This is a genomic window from Bradyrhizobium sp. BR14999, from assembly GCF_056106085.1.
Genome location: NZ_CM148536.1, coordinates 882,080 through 899,344 on the forward strand (window position 1 = coordinate 882,080; position 17,265 = coordinate 899,344).

Sequence of the window (17,265 nt, forward strand, 5' to 3'; positions counted from 1 at the left end):
CTGTAGTTTCCGCCTCCGAAACAGCCCCACCAACAGGACAGCGAGAACCCCGTGGCGCCCATCCAATACATCGTCGAGGGCGGTCACCGGCTCTCGGGCTCGATCGAGCCGTCCGGCAACAAGAACTCGGCGCTGCCGATCATCGCGGCGGCACTGCTGACCGAGCATCCGGTGACGCTTCAGAACGTGCCGCGGATCCGCGACACCGAGACGCTGGTCGAGCTGATCCGCTCGGTCGGCGCCGCGGCGGAGTGGACCGCGCGCAATACGCTGCGCATCCATGCCAAGAGCATCCGCGCCGCCGATCTCGACCCCGAGCTGTGCGTGCGCATCCGCGCCTCGATTCTGTTGGCGGGTCCCCTGCTCGCCCGCTGCGGCGAAGTGATGCTGCCGCCGCCCGGCGGCGACGTCATCGGCCGCCGACGTCTCGACACCCATGTGCTGGCGCTGGAGCAGCTGGGCGCAAAGGTCACCGCGACCGACCGGCTCGAATTCCGTGCGCCGAAGCTCGCCGGTGCGGACGTGTTCCTGGACGAGCCGAGCGTCACCGCGACCGAGAACGCGCTGGTCGCAGCTGTCGCCGCCGATGGCGTCACTTATCTGCGCAATGCCGCGTCCGAGCCGCATGTGCAGGACCTCGCCAATTTCCTGGTCGCGCTCGGCGCGAAGATCGAGGGCATCGGCACCAACACCATGATCGTGGATGGTCCGGCGACACTGGGGGAAGCGACCTACTCCATCCAGCCCGATCATATCGAGGTCGGCTCGCTGATCGGCCTTGCCGCCGTGACGCGTTCGCCCTTGCGCATCGTGCGTGCCGGTGTCGAGCACCTGCGCTCGATCCGCATGGGATTCGAGCGGCTCGGCATCGTCTGCCGCGTCGAGGGCGACGACCTCATCGTGCCCTCGAACCAGACGCTGAAGATCCAGGACGATTTCGGCGGCCACGTGCCGAAGCTGGAGGACCAACCCTGGCCGGCCTTCCCGGCCGATTTGATGTCGATCGCGATCGTCACCGCCACGCAATGCGAGGGCGTGATCCTGATGTTCGAGAAGATGTTCGAATCGCGGATGTTCTTCGTCGACAAGCTGATCGCGATGGGCGCGCGCATCGTGCTGTGCGACCCGCATCGCGCCATCATCGCCGGCCCCAGCCGCCTGCGCGGCGCGCCGATGACCTCGCCCGACATCCGCGCCGGCATGGCGATGCTGCTCGCCGCGGTCTGCGCCGAGGGCACCTCGACCATCAACAACGCCGACCAGATCGAGCGCGGCTACGAGCGCATCGAGGAACGGCTGAACGCACTGGGTGCGAAGATCAAGCGCGTGCCGGAACGGAAGGGCTAGCTCTTCCCTTCTCCCCTTGCCGGAGAGGGCAAAAAAACCTCGCACCATCTCGTGCCCCGAACGCAGTATCGTAGGGTGGGCAAAGTGAAGCGTGCCCACCGCTTCTGTTGCGATGTTGGATCGATGGTGGGCACGGCGCAAGCGCGCCTTTGCCCACCCTACGATTCCGAGCTAGCGGATAGAAACCCATCACCCGTCTCGCCGCTATCGCGGCGAGCCACCCTCGCCAGCAAGGGGAGAGGAAAAAAGCACGGGCCATGTTTTCGACGTGTGGCTGTGCTAGGGACCGGCCATGCTCGACACCGTGCAACATCATGCGCAGCCGCAAGCCGGCGCGCCGTCAAACCATCTCGCCGATGAATTCGCCGAGACGTTGCGGCTGGCCGTGCCGATGATGCTGACGCAGCTCGGGCAGATCGCGATGATCACGACCGATCTCGCGATGATCGGCCGGCTCGGCGAGGACGCGGTGGCCGCGGCGGCGCTGGCGCATACGGTCTATTTCGTCAGCTTCACCTTCGGACTCGGATTGATGTCAGCGGTGTCGCCGCTCGCCGCGCAGGCCTTTGGCGCCGGCGATGTCAGGCTGATCCGCCGTTCCTTGCGCGTCGGATTGTGGGTCGCACTGCTGATCTCGCTGCCGATGATGGCCTCGCCGCTCTATGGCGAGCAGATCCTGCTCGTGCTCGGGCAGGCGCCGGATTCTGCCGCGCTGGCCCAGCGCTATCTCAACGGGCTGGCCTGGGGCATTGCGCCGGCGCTCGGTTTCATCGCGCTGCGCAGCATGATGAGCGCGGTGAACCGGCCGCAGGCTCCGCTCTGGATCACGCTCGCCGCGATCCCCGCCAATGCCGCGCTGGTCTATGTCCTGATCCATGGCCTGTTCGGCCTGCCGAAGCTCGGCCTGCTCGGCGCGGGGCTTGCGACCACGCTGGTCAATCTCGGCACCTTCCTCGCCGCGCTCACTATTGCCGCGTGGCGAAAACCGTTCGCGGACTATCACCCGCTCGTCCATTTCTGGCGGATCGACTGGCCCCTGATGCGCCAGCTCATCGCGATCGGCGCGCCGATCTCGTTCTCGCTGCTGATGGAATACGGCCTGTTCTCCTCGGCGGCGCTGCTGATGGGGCTGATCTCGACCACCGCGCTCGCCGCGCATCAGATCGCGCTCCAGGTCACCGCCGTGCTGTTCATGGTGCCGCTCGGCATCGGCATGGCTGCCACCGTGCGCGTCGGCCACGCCTTCGGCCGCAACGAGCCGGCCGGCGTCCGGCGCGCGGGGCTCGTTGCCGCCGTGCTCGGCATTGCGTTCGTCGCGGCCCTGACTGTCGCGATCATCCTCGGCCGCTATGAGCTGGGACGGCTGTTCTTCGGCAGCAGCGAGGCCAGCGCGCCGACCGTCGCGCTGACCGCGACACTTTTGCTGGTCGGCGCGACTTTCTTCATCGCCGATGCGCTCCAGACCATCATGGGCGGCGCCCTGCGCGGCATCAATGACACCCAGATGACGCTTGTGTTCGCAGCAACAGGCTATTGGTGCGTCGGCTTCCCGATCGCCTGGGTCCTCGCCTTCCACGCCAGCCTCGGCGCGGTCGGCGTCTGGATCGGGCTGTCGATCGGATCGTTCGTTTATGCCGGCCTGTTGATCTTGCGCTTTGGCATGCTGACGCGCAAACTGGCGGGATGACAGGCTCGGTTCGCGAAGTCACACCCGATGTCGATGCCGGCGCTGTACTATCAGGCGCGCAGTTCATCGATGCCTTTCGTGTAGAGGTCGGCGCGACGCAATTGAGCGCCCGCGAGGCCTGCACCCGAATGGTGCTGCACGGGCCGCGCTGGATCGATGCGCTGACGCGCTTGCGCAACATCCTGGTGAAACCCTTCGGACTGAAGACGTCGGGCGAAGGTGCTCCGGCTCCGTACGGGATGATCGGCCTGTTTCCAGTGCTGAGCGAAACGCCGGAGCAGCTCATCGCCGGGTTTGACGACTACCATCTCGATTTCCGCGTCGTGGTTGACGTCGCCGGCGACGGGGCGGACCAGCAGGTGACATTGACCACGTTGGTGCGGACCAACAATCTGCTCGGGCGTACCTACCTCACGCTGATCGTACCGTTCCACAAGCTCGTGGCCCGCAGCATGATGGGAGACATCGTGGAGCCGGCCGGATGACGCTGTCCGTCGATCTCTTCTACTCCTACCGCAGTCCCTTCAGCTATCTGGCCCTGCCCAAGACACTGAATCTCGTCGCCGAGTATGACCTCGCGGTCAACCTGCGGCCGGTCTACCCGCTCGCGGTCCGCGTGCCTGGATTCTTCAAGAAGGCCAGCCCGAACTTCATTCGCTATGTGGTGCTCGACAGCACGCGTGTGGCGCAGCACGAGGGCATTCCGTTCCGCTTTCCAAGGCCCGATCCGATCGTGCAGGACAAGACGACGCTCGACGTTGCGGCGGAGCAGCCTTACATCCACCGCCTGACCCGGCTGGGCGCGATGGCGCAGCTCGAGGGCCGCTCGCTCGAATTCACACATGCGATCGCGCGCGTGCTATGGGACGGTTCGGTGGCGGGATGGAACGAGGGCGCTCATCTCGCGCGCGCGGCCGAGAAGGCCGGCTTCGATCTTGCCGCCATGGATGCCGCAATCACCGCTGACCCGGATCGCTACGAGCAGGTGATCGCGGAGAACGAGAAGGACCACGCCGCGTCGGGCCATTGGGGCGTGCCGACCTTCGTGTTCGAGAACGAGCCGTTCTTCGGCCAGGACCGCATCGACCTCTTGGTCTGGCGCATGCAGAGCAAGGGGCTGAAGCGGCGCTAGCTCACTCCGCCACCCGCGCGGGCTTGTCGGCCGCTGCCTCCGACCATTCGCCGACGACGCGGTCGAGATCGCAGAGGTTCTGGTGCATCTGCTCCAGCGAGAAGCCGAGCGCGAAGAAGCGCTCGGCGGTGTCGCTCGGCTGGCCGCGGATCAGACCATCGTGACGGACGGCGGCGACCGCCTCGGCGTAATGCTGGAGCGCAACGTGGACCGGATGGAGCGGCGGCGCGCCGGCGCCCTCCCGCAAGGCCGCAGCGGCTGAGCGCAGGAAGCGGGCGATCACGGTCGAGACCTCCGTCAGCGGAGCTGCGAGCCGCGTCTGCACCTCGGCCGGCAGCGGCACCACGGTGGCGCGGCCGATCATCACGACGTCATGCCGCAGCCGCAGGATGGTTCGCAGCAAGGGACCGGTATCCGGCCCGCTCGACAGCCGCGCGGCGCGCTCGCGTTCGGCTTCGGCGCCAATCGCGTTGAGGCTGACCATCGCAGTGCCGATGCCGTCCTGGATCCGGTGCAGCGCGTCGTTGTCGCGGCCGCGCGTGAGGCCCGCGAGCAGTTCGGTGAAGGCATCGGCGATCAGTTCGAGCAGTCTTGCTGCGCTGGCGCGGATCTGCCGCACCGCGCGCGAGGGCAGCACCAGGAAGGAGACGAGCAGGCCCGTGATGGCACCGACCGCGACCTCGCTGACGCGATCGATCGCCGAGGTCATGGGATCGGAGTGATGCATGGTCGGAACAAGGAGCACGATCACGGCGGTGACCGTCGCGGCGCTGAGGCTCGGATTGATCGCGGCGATGAAGGCGAGCGGGGCGACCGAGAGCACCAGAAGCCCCAACAGGCCCGCTTCACCGGAGTACGGGATCAGGATCGCGATGGCGCCGCCATAGATGGCGCCGCCGATGGTGCCGAGCATGTAGTCGCGCGTCGCCTTCAGCGAGCGGCCGACGCTCATCTGGGTCACGATCAGCGAGGTCAGCACCGCCCAGAGCGGCAAAAGCAAATGCAGCGCGGTGGCGATGGCATAGGCGGCTACCGCCGCCACGGTGACTCGGATCGCCAGCCCCAATTGCGTCCGTCGCGCCCGAATCCGGTCGAACAGCTCTCTTGCGCGTGTCATCGTCAACGTCCCGGTCCGATCCTCTTGCGCCAGGCAAAAGCATGGCTGATGCCCGCCCCCGCTAGGCCGCTTGAAAGGCGAAATTAGCCCGCCTAACTTGCCGGCCAAAGCGAGGAAACACGATGGCCCACGAAACCGCAACGCTCGCCGCCTATGTCTTCAATCTGAAATATCAGGATATTCCGGCGGAGGTGCTGGATCGCGCCAAAGTGCTGACGCTGGACTTCCTCGGCAGCGCCATCCGCGCCCGCAGCGAGGCGGAATCGACCCCGTCGATGCTAAAGACGCTGGAAGCGCTCGCGCTCGATGCCAAGGGCGAATCCACCGTGTTCGGCGACAGCAAAACCTGGACGCCGGCGGTGGCGGCCCTGCTCAACGGCGCGCTGGGACATTCGCTCGACTTCGACGACACGCACGCGGATTCCTCGCTGCATCCGAGCGCGCCGGTGGTGCCGGCCGCCTTCGCGGTCGGCGAGATGGTCGGCGCGTCGGGCCGCGACGTGCTGACCGCGATCGTTGCAGGCTATGAAGTCTGCTGCCGGCTCGGCAATGCGCTCGACCCGACCTCACACTACGCGCGCGGTTTTCATCCGACCGCGACCGCCGGCACCTATGGCGCGGCCGCGGCCGCCGCAAAACTGTTCGGCCTCTCCGAGCAGCAGATCATCGCCGCCTTCGGCGTCTCCGGCAGCCAAGCTGCCGGATCGCTGCAATTTCTGGTCAACGGCGCCTGGAACAAGCGCTACCAGGTCGGCGCCGCCGCGATGAACGGCGTGATCGCCGCGACACTGGCGCGCAACGATTTCGTCGGCGCGACGGAATCGGTCGAGGGCAAGCACGGCCTGCTCGCCGGCTACACCGACGATGCGCATCCGGGCAAAGCGGTGGCCGAGCTCGGCAAGACCTACGAGACGCTGAAGATCGGCGTCAAACCCTATCCGAGCTGCCGCTACACCCATGCGGCGATCGACGCGCTGATCGCAATGCGGCGCGAGCACAATCTGACGCCGGACCAGGTCAAGCGTGTCGAGATCGGCCTGCATCGCAACGGCATCACGCTCACCGGCGATGCCGCGACCAAGCGGCATCCGACCTCGATCGTCGGCGGCCAGTTCTCGATGTTCTTCACCGGCGCGCTCGCGCTCGACCAGGGCTCATTCGGCTGGGACGATTACAACCGCCTTGGCGACGCCGCCGTCGACGCCCTCGCCGACAAGTTCGACGTGGTGCAGGACGACCGGCTCGAAATCGGCCGCACCCATCCGTTCGGCGCCCGCGTCAGCATCACGACGGACGATGGCGTGCATGAGCGGCTCTATGCCGATCCCTCCGGCGAGCCGAATTCGTTTCCTGACAGGCAGGCGATGCAGCAGAAGTTTTTGACGCTGGCGCGGCCCGTGCTGAACGCGCGCGCTGAGAAGTTTGCGGATGCGATCATGACGCTGGAGCGGTTCGACCGCGTGGCGAAGGCGACGGAGCTGGGGAGGCAATAGCTCGAGCGCGCATGCTCACCCTCCCCTGGAGGGGGAGGGTCGCTTCGCATGAAGCAAAGCGCAATGCGAAGCGGGGTGGGGTGATCTCTCCACACGGGCACTGCTTCAAAGGATAGACCGTCACCCCACCCCGCTCGCGCTGCGCGCGATCGACCCTCCCCCTCCAGGGGAGGGTAAGAAGCGCCGCACCGCTCCTCTCAATCCGCCCCGGCCATCTTCCCCTTCTCGCGCGTTGCGGCCACCACATCGCGCACCAGATCGAACACGCCATCTGCTTCCGGCGGCCAGTTCGGCGAGCGTCCCATGCGCACGATCACCAGCCGCTCGGACGGGATCACGATCGTGTACTGCCCGATCGTGCCCTTGGCGAAGAAGGCATCGCGCGGCCAGCCGTGCGCGATGCGAAACTTCGCGCCAAAGCTGTCGCCCTGGTTGGTCCAGAAGCCGGCGCCGATGCCAACCCAGGCCTTCGGCGTGGGCGAGGACGAATAGCTCACCCAACCCTCGGGCAGGATGCGCTGGCCGCCGGCGACGCCGTCATTGAGATAGAGCTGGCCGAAGCGCGCCCAGTCGCGCGCCGATGCCAGCATCTCGCTCGAGCCCTCGATCGTGCCTGAAGCGTCGAGCTGGAGCGTGACATGGCGCATGCCGAGTGGAACGAACAATTCGCGGCGCGCGAAGTGCAGTGCAGCAGCTGCGGGATGTCCGCCGGCCGCGTTGCGGATCAGATGCGAGAGCAGGATGGTGTTGCCGTCGTGATAATTCCACGCTGCGCCCGGCGCGGTCGCGAGCGGCATGCTCGCGGCATAGGCGGCCATGTCGTCTTCCACGAATTTCATGCGGTTCACCGGCTCGAAGGCGGAGCCGAGCGAGGCCTGCAACGAGCTGCCGAGTGCCAGCCCTGCGGTGTGGCGCAGCAATTGATCGACGCTGATGGCATGGCGCGGGTCATCCGCATGCTTCCAGGCGGCGACCGGCGCGGACCCGTCGAGCTTCAGCTTGCCCTGACGCACCAGCACGCCTGTCAGCGCCGAGATCACCGATTTGGTCATGGAGAAGCCGAGCAGCGGTGTCTCCGGTCCGATGCCGTCGGCATAACGCTCGGCGATGACGCGGCCCGCCTTCATTACGACGATCGCGCGGGTGCGGCGATAGGGCGGCTGCACGGGTTCGGCAAAGGCGCGATCGAGCGCGGCAGCAAGCTCGGGACTTTGCGGCGGCACGATCGCCGGACCGGCGATCTCGGGCAGCAGCGCGGGCTGCCGGTCGTCCGGCGGCGGGATGACTTCGGCGAGCGGCTCGCCATGCGCGAGCGTGCAGCCGAGCCCCTCGCGATAGACGGCATGGCTGCGGCCGAGGCCAAATAGTGTCACCGTAACGTCCTTGCGCACGCGGTCGACGCGATACTCCATCGCCCAGCTGATCAGGCCGGTGCCGGGCATCGCATCGTTGGTCTCGGTGAAGGTGCGCCGCGGATCGAGGCCGGAGACGAAGGTCTCGGAGCACAGGATGCCGGCGACAAAGCCGGTGGCGACCTTCGGCACGTCGCGCGCTCGCGCGGCGCCAAGCGCGAGACCGGCACAGGCGATGGTGGCGAGGAGGACGATCTTGCGGCGGCGGGTCACGGGCTGTCTCCGGCTTGGGGCGTGTGCCCGGGACGAAGCAGGAGACATGGGATATGTGCTCGCCGGATTTGGAAAATGGCGTGGCTGGATTTGGCCGGGACTGATCGATTCTGAAATAACGCAACAGATCCAACAGCTTGAAAATCGGGCTGGTCTGTCGCACCGGGGACGGTGGACCCCCCTCGCCCCGCTTGCGGGGAGAGGGTTGGGGTGAGGGGGAGCCTCCGCGGGGACGGCGACAGACGGACTCGCGGAGGCTCCCCTCACCCGAAATTTGCTCCGCAAATTCCGGCCTCTCCCCGCAGGCGGGGAGAGGCGAAGAGCCCATCACGCCGTGCTCGCTTTAAGCCGCCGATATTCCGTCGGGGTCACGCCGGTCACCGCCTTGAAGGCGCGGTTGAAGGGGCCGAGGGACTGGAAGCCGGCATCCATGGCGATGGTGATGACGGGGACTTCGGCCTGGGCGGGATCGGCGAGTGCGGCCTTGGCTTCCTCGATCCGGTGATTGTTGAGGAAGACGTTGAAGTTGCGATAGCCGAGGCGCTGGTTGATCAGCCGGCGCAGCCGGTATTCGGGAATTTTCAGCCGATTCGCCAGCACGCCAATGGTGACGTTCTCCTGGCGATAGATCCGCTCGTCCGCCATCAGCCGCATCAGGGCATCGATGAGCTTCTGGTCGGCGGCGTCTTCTGCCGCCGGGGCTTGGCTCAAAACCAGCGGCGGCGCGGCCTCCGCAGCCACCGGAAACAGGTCGGCACCATCGACGCGCATCATCGCATAGGCGATGGCCGCAACGATGCAGGCGAGCACGCCCGCATTGATCGTGTCGGCGAGTTCGCCAACCTCCGTTCCGGCCACGACAATCTGGAGCAGCGCGTTCAGCCCGCCATAGAGCGCGGCCGCGCAGACGATGAAGACGCGAACGCGGCGGCGGCGCTCGACCAGATCGGCCGACCACGAACTGATCGTCTGCACCACCGCGAGCGCAATGAAACCGAGCACGATCAGATTGACGACGGTGACGGCAAGCCGGACGTTTCCGCCCGGTGCGATCCAGAGACAGTTGACGAAGCTGAACGCGGTCACCAGTCCCCAGATCAATCCGTGCCACCAGCGCAAGCGAAACTCGTCGTCGAACAGCGCGCGCGTGAACAGCCAGAACACCACGATGTTGCCCGTCGACAACGCAATCAGCGGCGCATGCCAGGCCGGCACCAGCGACGACACGCCGACCGAATAGCTCGCCGCATGCGCGGCCGAGCCGATCGCGAAGCCAGCGCCGAGCCGGGCTGCCAGCACGTGGCCGAAATCAGAGACGAGCGACGCTCCAAGCACAAGCAGCAGCGCCACGGACGCGGCGCGAAATGCGAGTTCTGTTGCGGCAAATGTCATCGGGCGATGCGACGGTCGCGATTGAAATCAGCCGAACATCCTTCGTCAGGCGTATTTTTTCAAGGACCATCCGCACCACAACTGTCATCGCACGGCTTGACCGGGCGATCCAGTACTCCGAGACGGCAGTGGTTAGACCGATGAGCCGCAGCGTACTGGATTCCCCGCCTTCGCGCAGGGCTGTCCGGGGAATTCTATGCATAACAGAAGCTGATCTGGTCGGGGGAGCTTCTGTCGCGGGCAGCGGATGGGTTCACCTTGGGAGGTCGGTCGATGTCGGCAATTGGTTTTCGTGCGAACAGCGACGCGGCGACAAGACCTGCGAAGCGGATAGCCGGCATGATTAGACGACTTTCGCGTGCGGCGATCCGCAGCAGCAGATAGGCGATCATGGCGGCGAGGATTTGCAGACGGACCGCGTTCTCGGAGCGGCCGAGAAATTTGCGAAGCTTGAGGTGCTGCTTGATCCAGCGGAACAACAGCTCGATCTGCCAGCGTGTTTTGTAAAGCGCAGCGATTTCGATGGCCGAACGCTTCAGATCGTTGGTGATGAGGGTCAGTTTTGTACCGTCATCGCGTTTGAGGCGTATGCGGCGCATCGGAACAGCAAGTTTGGAGCTGCTGAGGAGCTTTACCTCAGCATCGTCGATGATTTTAAAGCCCTTCCCCTTTTGTTTCCGCAGCTTCCGCCAGCGTGTAGCTCTGAAGCGCAGATTCTTCTTCTGGCGGGTGACGAAGCAGGCGCCCGCGTCGTGAAGCCGTGTCCACCAGGCATAACTGCAATAGGCCTTGTCGAACACATAGGTGGCGCCGGCCTCGATCGGGAATTGCTGGGCTGGTGTGACGTCATTGACCGTCGACGGCGTGATCGCCAGACGGCGCGGATGATCCGAGCCGGGATCGTAAACCACGTGAAGCTTGAGACCACGGGTACGTCCGTTCCAACCGGCCCAGGTGCTGAGTTGATCCAGCGGAACCGGCGTCGCATCGATCAGCCGCAGCATCTCGGCACCCTCCCGCTTCAGCGCTCGGTCGGCATGCCCAGACAATCGCTCAAAGACTTCTGCGAAGATACTGACCGGCCGTCGGGCATTGGCATCCGCAAGCGTCGAGCGCGCCAATTTGCCGACACCAAGATGGTAGTGATGATGCGAATTGGCGTTCCAGATCGCCTCAAGGGCACGCAAGCTGTCGACGCCACTGAGCTGGGAGAATATCAATGCGACAAGATGATCCCAGCTGTCGAACGTCTTGTCGTAGGCGTCGCCATCCAAACGATCCACAGTCGTCTGAAACTGCCGCCGATTGATCGGTTCAAGCAGCCTTCCAAAAATGCTATCGCTAAACCGCATGCCCGGCCCCTTTCTGAGTCTCGATAACCAGAAAGTACCTGCTTCAAGCCGGGAAAACCCGGGCATGCTCCGCGACACAGTGAATCATTCCCCGGACAGCCCTGCGCCTTCGCGGGGAATGACAGCGGTGGGTGAGGCGATGATAGTTCTGCACAAGGCGCTATTGCGGTCCGCGACGTTGAGCCCCGGCTTTGTCGCGACGGCGCTGCAAATTCCTGCTAGTCTCGCATCCAACAAAGCCAAAAGGAGTCCACCGATGAGCTGGCAACCCTCCAACGATCCCGTGCTCGGCGATCCCATGTCCTGCGATGCGCTCGATCTCGTCATCGTGCCGCGCACGCGCGATCTCGGGGACGGATTTGAGGTGCGGCGCGCATTACCGCATGGCAAGCGGCAGATGGTCGGGCCCTTCATCTTCTTCGATCATTTCGGACCGGTGCAGTTTGTCTCCGGCAAGGGCATGGACGTGCGGCCACATCCACATATCGGGCTTGCCACCGTCACCTACCTGTTCGACGGCGCGATCATGCATCGCGACAGCGAGGGCAACGTCCAGGAGATCGCGCCCGGCGCGATGAACCTCATGACCGCCGGGCGCGGCATCGCCCATTCCGAGCGCACACCGGACGCGCAACGCGCCTCGGGCCAGAAGATGCTGGGCTTGCAAAGCTGGATCGCGTTGCCGGCGGGATCCGAGGAGATCGCACCGTCGTTCCAGCATTATGCGGCAGGCGATTTGCCGATGATCTCCGAGCGCGATTTTACCGCGCGGGTGATCGCGGGCTCCTCGTTCGGCATCACCTCGCCAGTGTCGATGGTCTCGCCCTGGTTCTACACCGAGGTCACGGCGGCGGAAGGCGCGAGCGTGCCGCTCGATCCCGATCAGGAGGAACGTGCGATCTACCTGGTCGACGGCGAGGTCGAGATCGCGAACGAACGCTACGAAGGGCCGCGGCTGCTGATCTTCCGTCCGGGCGACCGCATCACCGTGAAGCCACTGAAGGCGACCCGGATGATGTTTCTCGGCGGCGATGCACTGGAGGGTCCGCGCCACATCTGGTGGAATTTCGTCTCCTCCAGCAAGGAGCGGATCGAGCAGGCCAAGCAGGACTGGAAAACCGGCCGCTTCGCGGCAGTTCCGCAGGAACATGAGTTCATTCCGCTGCCGGAATAGGCTAATCCGGTTTCCGGCCGCACTGTCAGCCGCGGCCGGATTTCTTGCGCGAAGGCTTTGCCGATGACCACCATGCTCTCCAGCGACCTGCCCCTCCCCAAGATCGGACGCGGCAAGGTGCGCGATATCTACGCCGTCGACGACGACCGCCTGCTGCTCGTCACCACCGACCGCATCAGCGCCTTCGACGTCGTGATGGACGAGACCATCCCGATGAAGGGCGCGGTGCTGACTCAAATCAGCGCGTTCTGGTTCAACGAGCTCGAAGGCGTGGTGCCGCATCACATGATCAGCGCCGACACCGACGCGATCATCGCGGCCGTGCCGGCCTTGATGCCCCACCGCGCCGAGACTCTCGGCCGCGCCATGCTGTGCAAGCGCACCACCGTATTTCCGATCGAATGCGTGATACGCGGCTACCTCTCGGGGTCGGCCTGGAAGGAATATGCCGCGAGCGGCACGCTGGCCGGCGAGAAGCTGAAGGCCGGCCTCGTCGAGAGCGAGAAGCTCGAGCCTGCCATCTTCAGCCCGGCAACCAAGGCCGAGAGCGGCCATGACGAGAACATCACCATCGCGAAGATGCGCGCGGTGGTCGGCGACGAGGTCGCCTATACGCTGGAGAGCATGACGCGCGCGATCTACTCGCTCGGTGAGGAGCTGGCGCGCGAGCAGGGCATCATCATCGCCGACACCAAGTTCGAGTTCGGCCGTGACAAGGACGGCCGCATCATCCTGATCGACGAAGTCATGACCCCGGATTCCTCGCGCTTCTGGGCGGTCGATGCCTACAAGCCTGGCCAGCCGCAGGCGAGCTTCGACAAGCAACCCTTACGCGACTATCTCGACGTCGAGCGCCGCGCCGGCCGCTGGAACGGAGACGCCCCACCGCCGCCGCTGCCCGCCAGCGTTGTGGATGCAACCAGCAAGCGGTATCTCGAAGCTTACAGGCGCGTGACGGGGAAAGAGCTGAAGATTTAGCCCTGCTGTTGCACCTCGCTTCGTCATTGCGAGGAGCCCGCGACAAAATTGCGAAGCAATTTTGCGCTGGCGACGAAGCAATCCAGGCTGTCTCCGCGGAAAGATTCTGGATTGCTTCGCTCGCAATGACTCGGAGAGACTGATGCGCCCTCACACCCCCGCCATCATCACGTATTTGATCTCGACATACTCTTCCATGCCGTGATGCGAGCCTTCACGCCCCAGGCCGCTTTCCTTGACGCCGCCGAAGGGGGCGACTTCCGTGGTGATGAGGCCGGTGTTGACGCCGACCATGCCTGATTCCAGTGCCTCGGCGACGCGCCAGACGCGGCCGAGATCGCGGGAGTAGAAGTAGGAGGCAAGGCCGAACGGCGAGGCGTTGCACATCGCGATGACATCGGCTTCGTCCTTGAAGCGGATGACGGGTGCGAGCGGGCCGAAGGTCTCCTCCTGCGACACCAGCGAGTCCGGCTTGACGTCGGCCAGCACCGTCGGTTCGAAGAACGAGCGTCCGAGCTCGCTGCGCTTGCCGCCGGTGACGACCTTGGCGCCGCGCTTGACGGCGTCGGCGATGTGGCGCTCGACCTTGTCGACCGCCTTCATGTTGATCAGCGGACCCTGCGTGACGCCACCCTCGGTGCCGTCGCCGATCTTCATCGTCGCGACCTTCTTCGACAGCTTCTGCACGAACTCGTCGTAGATGCCATCCTGGGCATAGAGGCGGTTGGCGCAAACGCAGGTCTGGCCCATGTTGCGGTATTTCGAGACGATGGCGCCTTCGACCGCGGCGTCGATATCGGCATCGTCGAACACCACGAACGGCGCGTTGCCGCCAAGCTCGAGGCCGAGCCGCTTCACGCCGACGGAGGCCTGCTGGTAGAGGATCTTGCCGACGGCGGTCGAGCCGGTGAAGCCGACGAAACGAACCGCCGGATGCTCGCACAGCACCTTACCGATCGGCGGCGCGTCACCGGTGACGATGTTGAACACGCCCTTGGGCACGCCGGCCTTCTCGGCAAGAGCCGCGAGCGCGAGCGCGGACAGCGGCGTCTCGTTGGCGGGCTTCAACACCACGGTGCAGCCGGCCGCCAGCGCCGGCGAGACTTTTCGCGTGATCATCGAGTTCGGGAAATTCCACGGCGTGATCGCGCCGCAGACGCCGATCGGCTGCTTGATCGCGAGCAAGCGCGCGTCGCTCCGCTGCGTCGGGATGGTCTCGCCATAGACGCGCCTCGCCTCCTCGGCGAAGAACTCGACATAGGCGCCGCCGATATCGACCTCGCCGAGCGCCTCGGTGAGCGGCTTGCCCTGCTCGGAAGTGAGGATCAGCGCGAGATCCTCGCGGTTGGCGACGATCAGCTCGAACCATTTGCGCAAGATGTTGGAGCGCTGCTTGGCGGTGAGCTTGGCCCAGGCCGGGAACGCGCGCTCGGCGGCTTCGACCGCTTTGGTGGTATCGTCCGCGCCGAGCTGCGGAACCTTGGCGAGCTCGACGCCGGTCGCGGGATTATTGACGGCGAAGACCGGCGAGCCGGTCCAGGCGCCGTCGATGTAACAGGCTTCCCTCAGCAGCGACGGGTCCTTCAACCGGTCGCGCAGATTGGACGAGGCTTGCGGGGCGCGGGCGGCAGTCGGGGTCATGGCGTTACTCCTCAGGGCGCGATCGGGTCGGCCCGGAATATAGGGACAGACGGCGCGCAATGCACCGCCCCGCAACGCACATCTGCTGGGAGTTAAACTGAGGGCCGCAGGTCCCTTACCTCTCCCCAGCGGGGAGAGGTCGATTTGCTCCTGGCGATGCGAAGCATCGTCCAGTGCAAATCGGGTGAGGGGGCGCAGGACCACGAAAGAGCGTAAACCCCTCACCCGCGCCTGCGGCGCGACCTCTCCCTATGGGAGAGGTTTGGCATCGCGATCGAGGAAGCAGCTACGCCGCGCCGCTCAGATAGGTCTCGCGGCGCCCGATCATGCGCTCGGCGGCGGCCTTGGCGTCGGCCTTCGAGGAGGTCGCGCAGGTGCGGTATTCGAGATCGGGCACGTCCGAAGTGTCGCGCCGGCCGAACCATGACTTCGAACCGACCGGCAGCAATGCCAGCGCCTGCGCCAGATTGTCGACCGCCCCGAAGGAGTACAGCGCGCCGGTGCCGGCGATGCGAACCTCGTAAATGCCCGGCGAGATCGGCGCCTCCAAATTGTCGCCCCGTCCGGGACGGGGATAGCGCTTCCATTCACTCCAGGTCGAAATCATTTGAGGTCCCCTCGCGGCCGATCAGCAGCCGCCAATTTGCATCAAGTCTTAACGTCACCGGCCAATTGGCCGCGTGCTGAAGCGCCGCAACGCACAAAATGTTTCAAGTGAGTCAAACACGCGAAACATACCGCCAGCGCCCATTCATGGCCACGGCGAGATGCAGCCATCCACCGCAGGTTGTGAAAGAGTGTTGCAGTTCAGCTCCGTTGTCGTCCTGCGTGGAACGCCGACCGTCAAGTCACGACATCGCGACCGGCGCAGGTACATGGATGCGCTTGCCGCGCCGAGCATGCGGGAGGACAATCAATCACTTCCAACAATAATCAAACCGGAGGAAACACGCATGCAAAGCCGAGCCCAGATCGACGAACTTCTGCGCCAGAAGAGCGACGCAAAGGAAATTCCCGGAGTCGTCGCCATCGCCGCCAGCGGTAAAGAAGTGCTGTATCAGGGTGCGTTCGGCAAGCGCGACCTGTCCAAGCCCGATGCGATGACCGCGGACAGCGTGTTCTGGATCGCCTCGATGACGAAGGCGGTGACATCAGCCGGCGCGATGCAGCTGGTCGAACAGGGCAAGTTGTCGCTGGATGCGCCGATCGGTGAAGTGCTGCCCGATCTCGCCACGCCGCAGGTGCTCGAAGGCTTCGATGCCAAGGGCGAGCCGAAGCTGCGGCCTGCGAAGGGGCCAATCACGCTGCGCCACCTCATGACCCACACTGCGGGCTTCTGCTACAACATGTGGAACGGCGATCTCGCGATGTATCTGGAGAAGACGGGGATCCCCGCCATCACCACCTGCCAGAATGCGGCGCTGAAGACGCCAATCATGACCGATCCCGGCACGCGCTGGGAATACGGCACCAATATCGATTTCGTCGGCAAGGCGGTGGAGGCCGTCAGCGGCAAGCGGCTCGATGCGTATTTGCGCGACAATCTATTCGCGCCGCTCGGCATGAGCGACACCGCGTTCAAGATCACCGATAGCATGCGCAAGCGTCTGGTCGGCATGCATGCGCGCGGCGAGGACGGCCAGCTCGCATCGATGCCGTTCGAGCTCGAGCAGGAGCCGGAATTCCACATGGGTGGCGGTGGCCTCTACTCGACCGCGGGCGACTACATCAAGTTCACCCAGATGATTCTCAACAAGGGCCGCGGCAACGGCAACCAGGTGCTGAAGGCGGAGACGGTCGCGACGATGGGACAGAACCACATCGGCGATCTCGCCATGGGCAAGATGACGACGGCGGCGCCGATGTACACCAACGACGTCGATCTCTATCCGGAGCAGGTGAAGAAGTGGGGGCTGAGCTTCCTCATCAACACCGCCAAGACCGCGGAAGGGCGCAGCCCGAACAGTCTCGCCTGGGCGGGCCTCGCCAACACCTATTACTGGATCGACCCGTCGCGCGACGTCACCGGCGTGATCCTGATGCAGCTGTTGCCGTTCGCCGACGCGAAGTGTTTGGAGACGTTCGCGGGCTTCGAGCGCGGGGTTTATGCCGGGCTCGATGCTGCCGGGAGCGGGCAGAAGGCGGCGTGAGGGGCGCGCACGGCCGCGCAGCTCTCAGCACACGACGACTGTCATCCCCGCGAAGGCGGAGGATCCAGTACGCCGCGGCCTCTCGGTTCAATCACTGCCGTCTCGGAATACTGGATCGCCCGCCTTCGCGGGCGATGACAGTTGAGAGTTTGGCGCGCACCTGAATCCACATCGTCA

General features: G+C 65.1%; 14 protein-coding genes. 8 read left to right on the forward strand and 6 right to left on the reverse strand.

All coding sequences use genetic code 11. The features are described from left to right. Positions 1-51 precede the first annotated feature (51 nt). The 4 genes from murA to ACR9YP_RS04140 all read left to right on the forward strand — a co-directional run bounded on the left by murA (position 52) and on the right by ACR9YP_RS04140 (position 4,166). Positions 52-1,347, forward strand: a complete 1,296-nt coding sequence (gene murA / locus ACR9YP_RS04125; protein WP_370989843.1) for a UDP-N-acetylglucosamine 1-carboxyvinyltransferase — start codon at positions 52-54, stop codon at positions 1,345-1,347. 292 nt (positions 1,348-1,639) lie between these two features. Further along, the gene (locus tag ACR9YP_RS04130) at positions 1,640-3,034 is read left to right on the forward strand and encodes an MATE family efflux transporter (RefSeq protein ID WP_438103878.1); all 1,395 of its coding nucleotides are present in this window, start codon (positions 1,640-1,642) and stop codon (positions 3,032-3,034) included. Then, positions 3,031-3,519: a DUF2867 domain-containing protein gene (locus ACR9YP_RS04135; RefSeq protein ID WP_474219062.1), complete on the forward strand. Its 489-nt coding sequence runs from the start codon at positions 3,031-3,033 to the stop codon at positions 3,517-3,519. The genes ACR9YP_RS04130 and ACR9YP_RS04135 overlap by 4 nt, the downstream gene beginning before the upstream one ends. Beyond that, on the forward strand, positions 3,516-4,166 hold the full coding sequence (locus tag ACR9YP_RS04140; protein WP_438103875.1) for a 2-hydroxychromene-2-carboxylate isomerase: 651 nt from the start codon (positions 3,516-3,518) through the stop codon (positions 4,164-4,166). Before ACR9YP_RS04135 ends, ACR9YP_RS04140 begins: the two co-directional genes overlap by 4 nt. 1 nt (position 4,167) lies before the next feature. Here ACR9YP_RS04140 and ACR9YP_RS04145 read toward each other — a convergent pair whose 3' ends face one another. After that, the gene (locus ACR9YP_RS04145; protein WP_438103874.1) at positions 4,168-5,283 is read right to left on the reverse strand and encodes an FUSC family protein; all 1,116 of its coding nucleotides are present in this window, start codon (positions 5,281-5,283) and stop codon (positions 4,168-4,170) included. Positions 5,284-5,405: 122 nt separating this feature from the next. Between ACR9YP_RS04145 and ACR9YP_RS04150 the strand changes: the two genes are divergently transcribed. Next, the gene (locus tag ACR9YP_RS04150) at positions 5,406-6,776 is read left to right on the forward strand and encodes an MmgE/PrpD family protein (protein ID WP_474219063.1); all 1,371 of its coding nucleotides are present in this window, start codon (positions 5,406-5,408) and stop codon (positions 6,774-6,776) included. Positions 6,777-6,973: 197 nt separating this feature from the next. On the opposite strand, the gene ACR9YP_RS04155 is transcribed toward ACR9YP_RS04150, so the two are convergent. From ACR9YP_RS04155 to ACR9YP_RS04165, 3 genes are all read right to left on the reverse strand, one after another. Beyond that, on the reverse strand, positions 6,974-8,401 hold the full coding sequence (locus ACR9YP_RS04155; RefSeq protein WP_438103870.1) for a serine hydrolase domain-containing protein: 1,428 nt from the start codon (positions 8,399-8,401) through the stop codon (positions 6,974-6,976). A gap of 327 nt (positions 8,402-8,728) precedes the next feature. After that, the gene (locus tag ACR9YP_RS04160; protein WP_370989836.1) at positions 8,729-9,793 is read right to left on the reverse strand and encodes a helix-turn-helix domain-containing protein; all 1,065 of its coding nucleotides are present in this window, start codon (positions 9,791-9,793) and stop codon (positions 8,729-8,731) included. A 194-nt stretch (positions 9,794-9,987) separates the two neighbouring features. Further along, positions 9,988-11,145, reverse strand: coding sequence for an IS4 family transposase (locus ACR9YP_RS04165; protein ID WP_438103250.1), 1,158 nt, complete (start codon positions 11,143-11,145; stop codon positions 9,988-9,990). Positions 11,146-11,401: 256 nt separating this feature from the next. On the opposite strand from ACR9YP_RS04165, the gene ACR9YP_RS04170 reads away from it, so the two are divergent. After that, a complete protein-coding gene (locus ACR9YP_RS04170; RefSeq protein ID WP_438103867.1) occupies positions 11,402-12,319 on the forward strand; it encodes a pirin family protein in 918 nt (305 codons plus the stop codon). A 63-nt stretch (positions 12,320-12,382) separates the two neighbouring features. After that, on the forward strand, positions 12,383-13,297 hold the full coding sequence (locus ACR9YP_RS04175) for a phosphoribosylaminoimidazolesuccinocarboxamide synthase (RefSeq protein ID WP_438103866.1): 915 nt from the start codon (positions 12,383-12,385) through the stop codon (positions 13,295-13,297). Between the two features lie 150 nt (positions 13,298-13,447). On the opposite strand, the gene ACR9YP_RS04180 is transcribed toward ACR9YP_RS04175, so the two are convergent. Next, the gene (locus ACR9YP_RS04180; RefSeq protein ID WP_474219064.1) at positions 13,448-14,938 is read right to left on the reverse strand and encodes an NAD-dependent succinate-semialdehyde dehydrogenase; all 1,491 of its coding nucleotides are present in this window, start codon (positions 14,936-14,938) and stop codon (positions 13,448-13,450) included. Positions 14,939-15,224: 286 nt separating this feature from the next. Further along, positions 15,225-15,545 (reverse strand): hypothetical protein, encoded by a 321-nt coding sequence (locus ACR9YP_RS04185; RefSeq protein ID WP_091898185.1) that lies wholly within the window; start codon positions 15,543-15,545, stop codon positions 15,225-15,227. Between the two features lie 346 nt (positions 15,546-15,891). On the opposite strand from ACR9YP_RS04185, the gene ACR9YP_RS04190 reads away from it, so the two are divergent. Beyond that, on the forward strand, positions 15,892-17,088 hold the full coding sequence (locus tag ACR9YP_RS04190; RefSeq protein WP_438103864.1) for a serine hydrolase domain-containing protein: 1,197 nt from the start codon (positions 15,892-15,894) through the stop codon (positions 17,086-17,088). Positions 17,089-17,265 lie beyond the last annotated feature (177 nt).

Bases quoted from the DNA above. Each gene is read 5' to 3' on its own strand.
- ACR9YP_RS04190 (WP_438103864.1), top strand. From the start codon at position 15,892: ATGCAAAGCCGAGCCCAGATCGACGAACTTCTGCGCCAGAAGAGCGAC.
- ACR9YP_RS04135 (WP_474219062.1), top strand. From the start codon at position 3,031: ATGACAGGCTCGGTTCGCGAAGTCACACCCGATGTCGATGCCGGCGCT.
- ACR9YP_RS04150 (WP_474219063.1), top strand. From the start codon at position 5,406: ATGGCCCACGAAACCGCAACGCTCGCCGCCTATGTCTTCAATCTGAAA.
- ACR9YP_RS04185 (WP_091898185.1), bottom strand. From the start codon at position 15,545: ATGATTTCGACCTGGAGTGAATGGAAGCGCTATCCCCGTCCCGGACGG.
- ACR9YP_RS04160 (WP_370989836.1), bottom strand. From the start codon at position 9,793: ATGACATTTGCCGCAACAGAACTCGCATTTCGCGCCGCGTCCGTGGCG.
- ACR9YP_RS04170 (WP_438103867.1), top strand. From the start codon at position 11,402: ATGAGCTGGCAACCCTCCAACGATCCCGTGCTCGGCGATCCCATGTCC.
- ACR9YP_RS04145 (WP_438103874.1), bottom strand. From the start codon at position 5,283: ATGACACGCGCAAGAGAGCTGTTCGACCGGATTCGGGCGCGACGGACG.
- ACR9YP_RS04175 (WP_438103866.1), top strand. From the start codon at position 12,383: ATGACCACCATGCTCTCCAGCGACCTGCCCCTCCCCAAGATCGGACGC.
- ACR9YP_RS04130 (WP_438103878.1), top strand. From the start codon at position 1,640: ATGCTCGACACCGTGCAACATCATGCGCAGCCGCAAGCCGGCGCGCCG.
- ACR9YP_RS04180 (WP_474219064.1), bottom strand. From the start codon at position 14,938: ATGACCCCGACTGCCGCCCGCGCCCCGCAAGCCTCGTCCAATCTGCGC.
- ACR9YP_RS04140 (WP_438103875.1), top strand. From the start codon at position 3,516: ATGACGCTGTCCGTCGATCTCTTCTACTCCTACCGCAGTCCCTTCAGC.
- ACR9YP_RS04165 (WP_438103250.1), bottom strand. From the start codon at position 11,145: ATGCGGTTTAGCGATAGCATTTTTGGAAGGCTGCTTGAACCGATCAAT.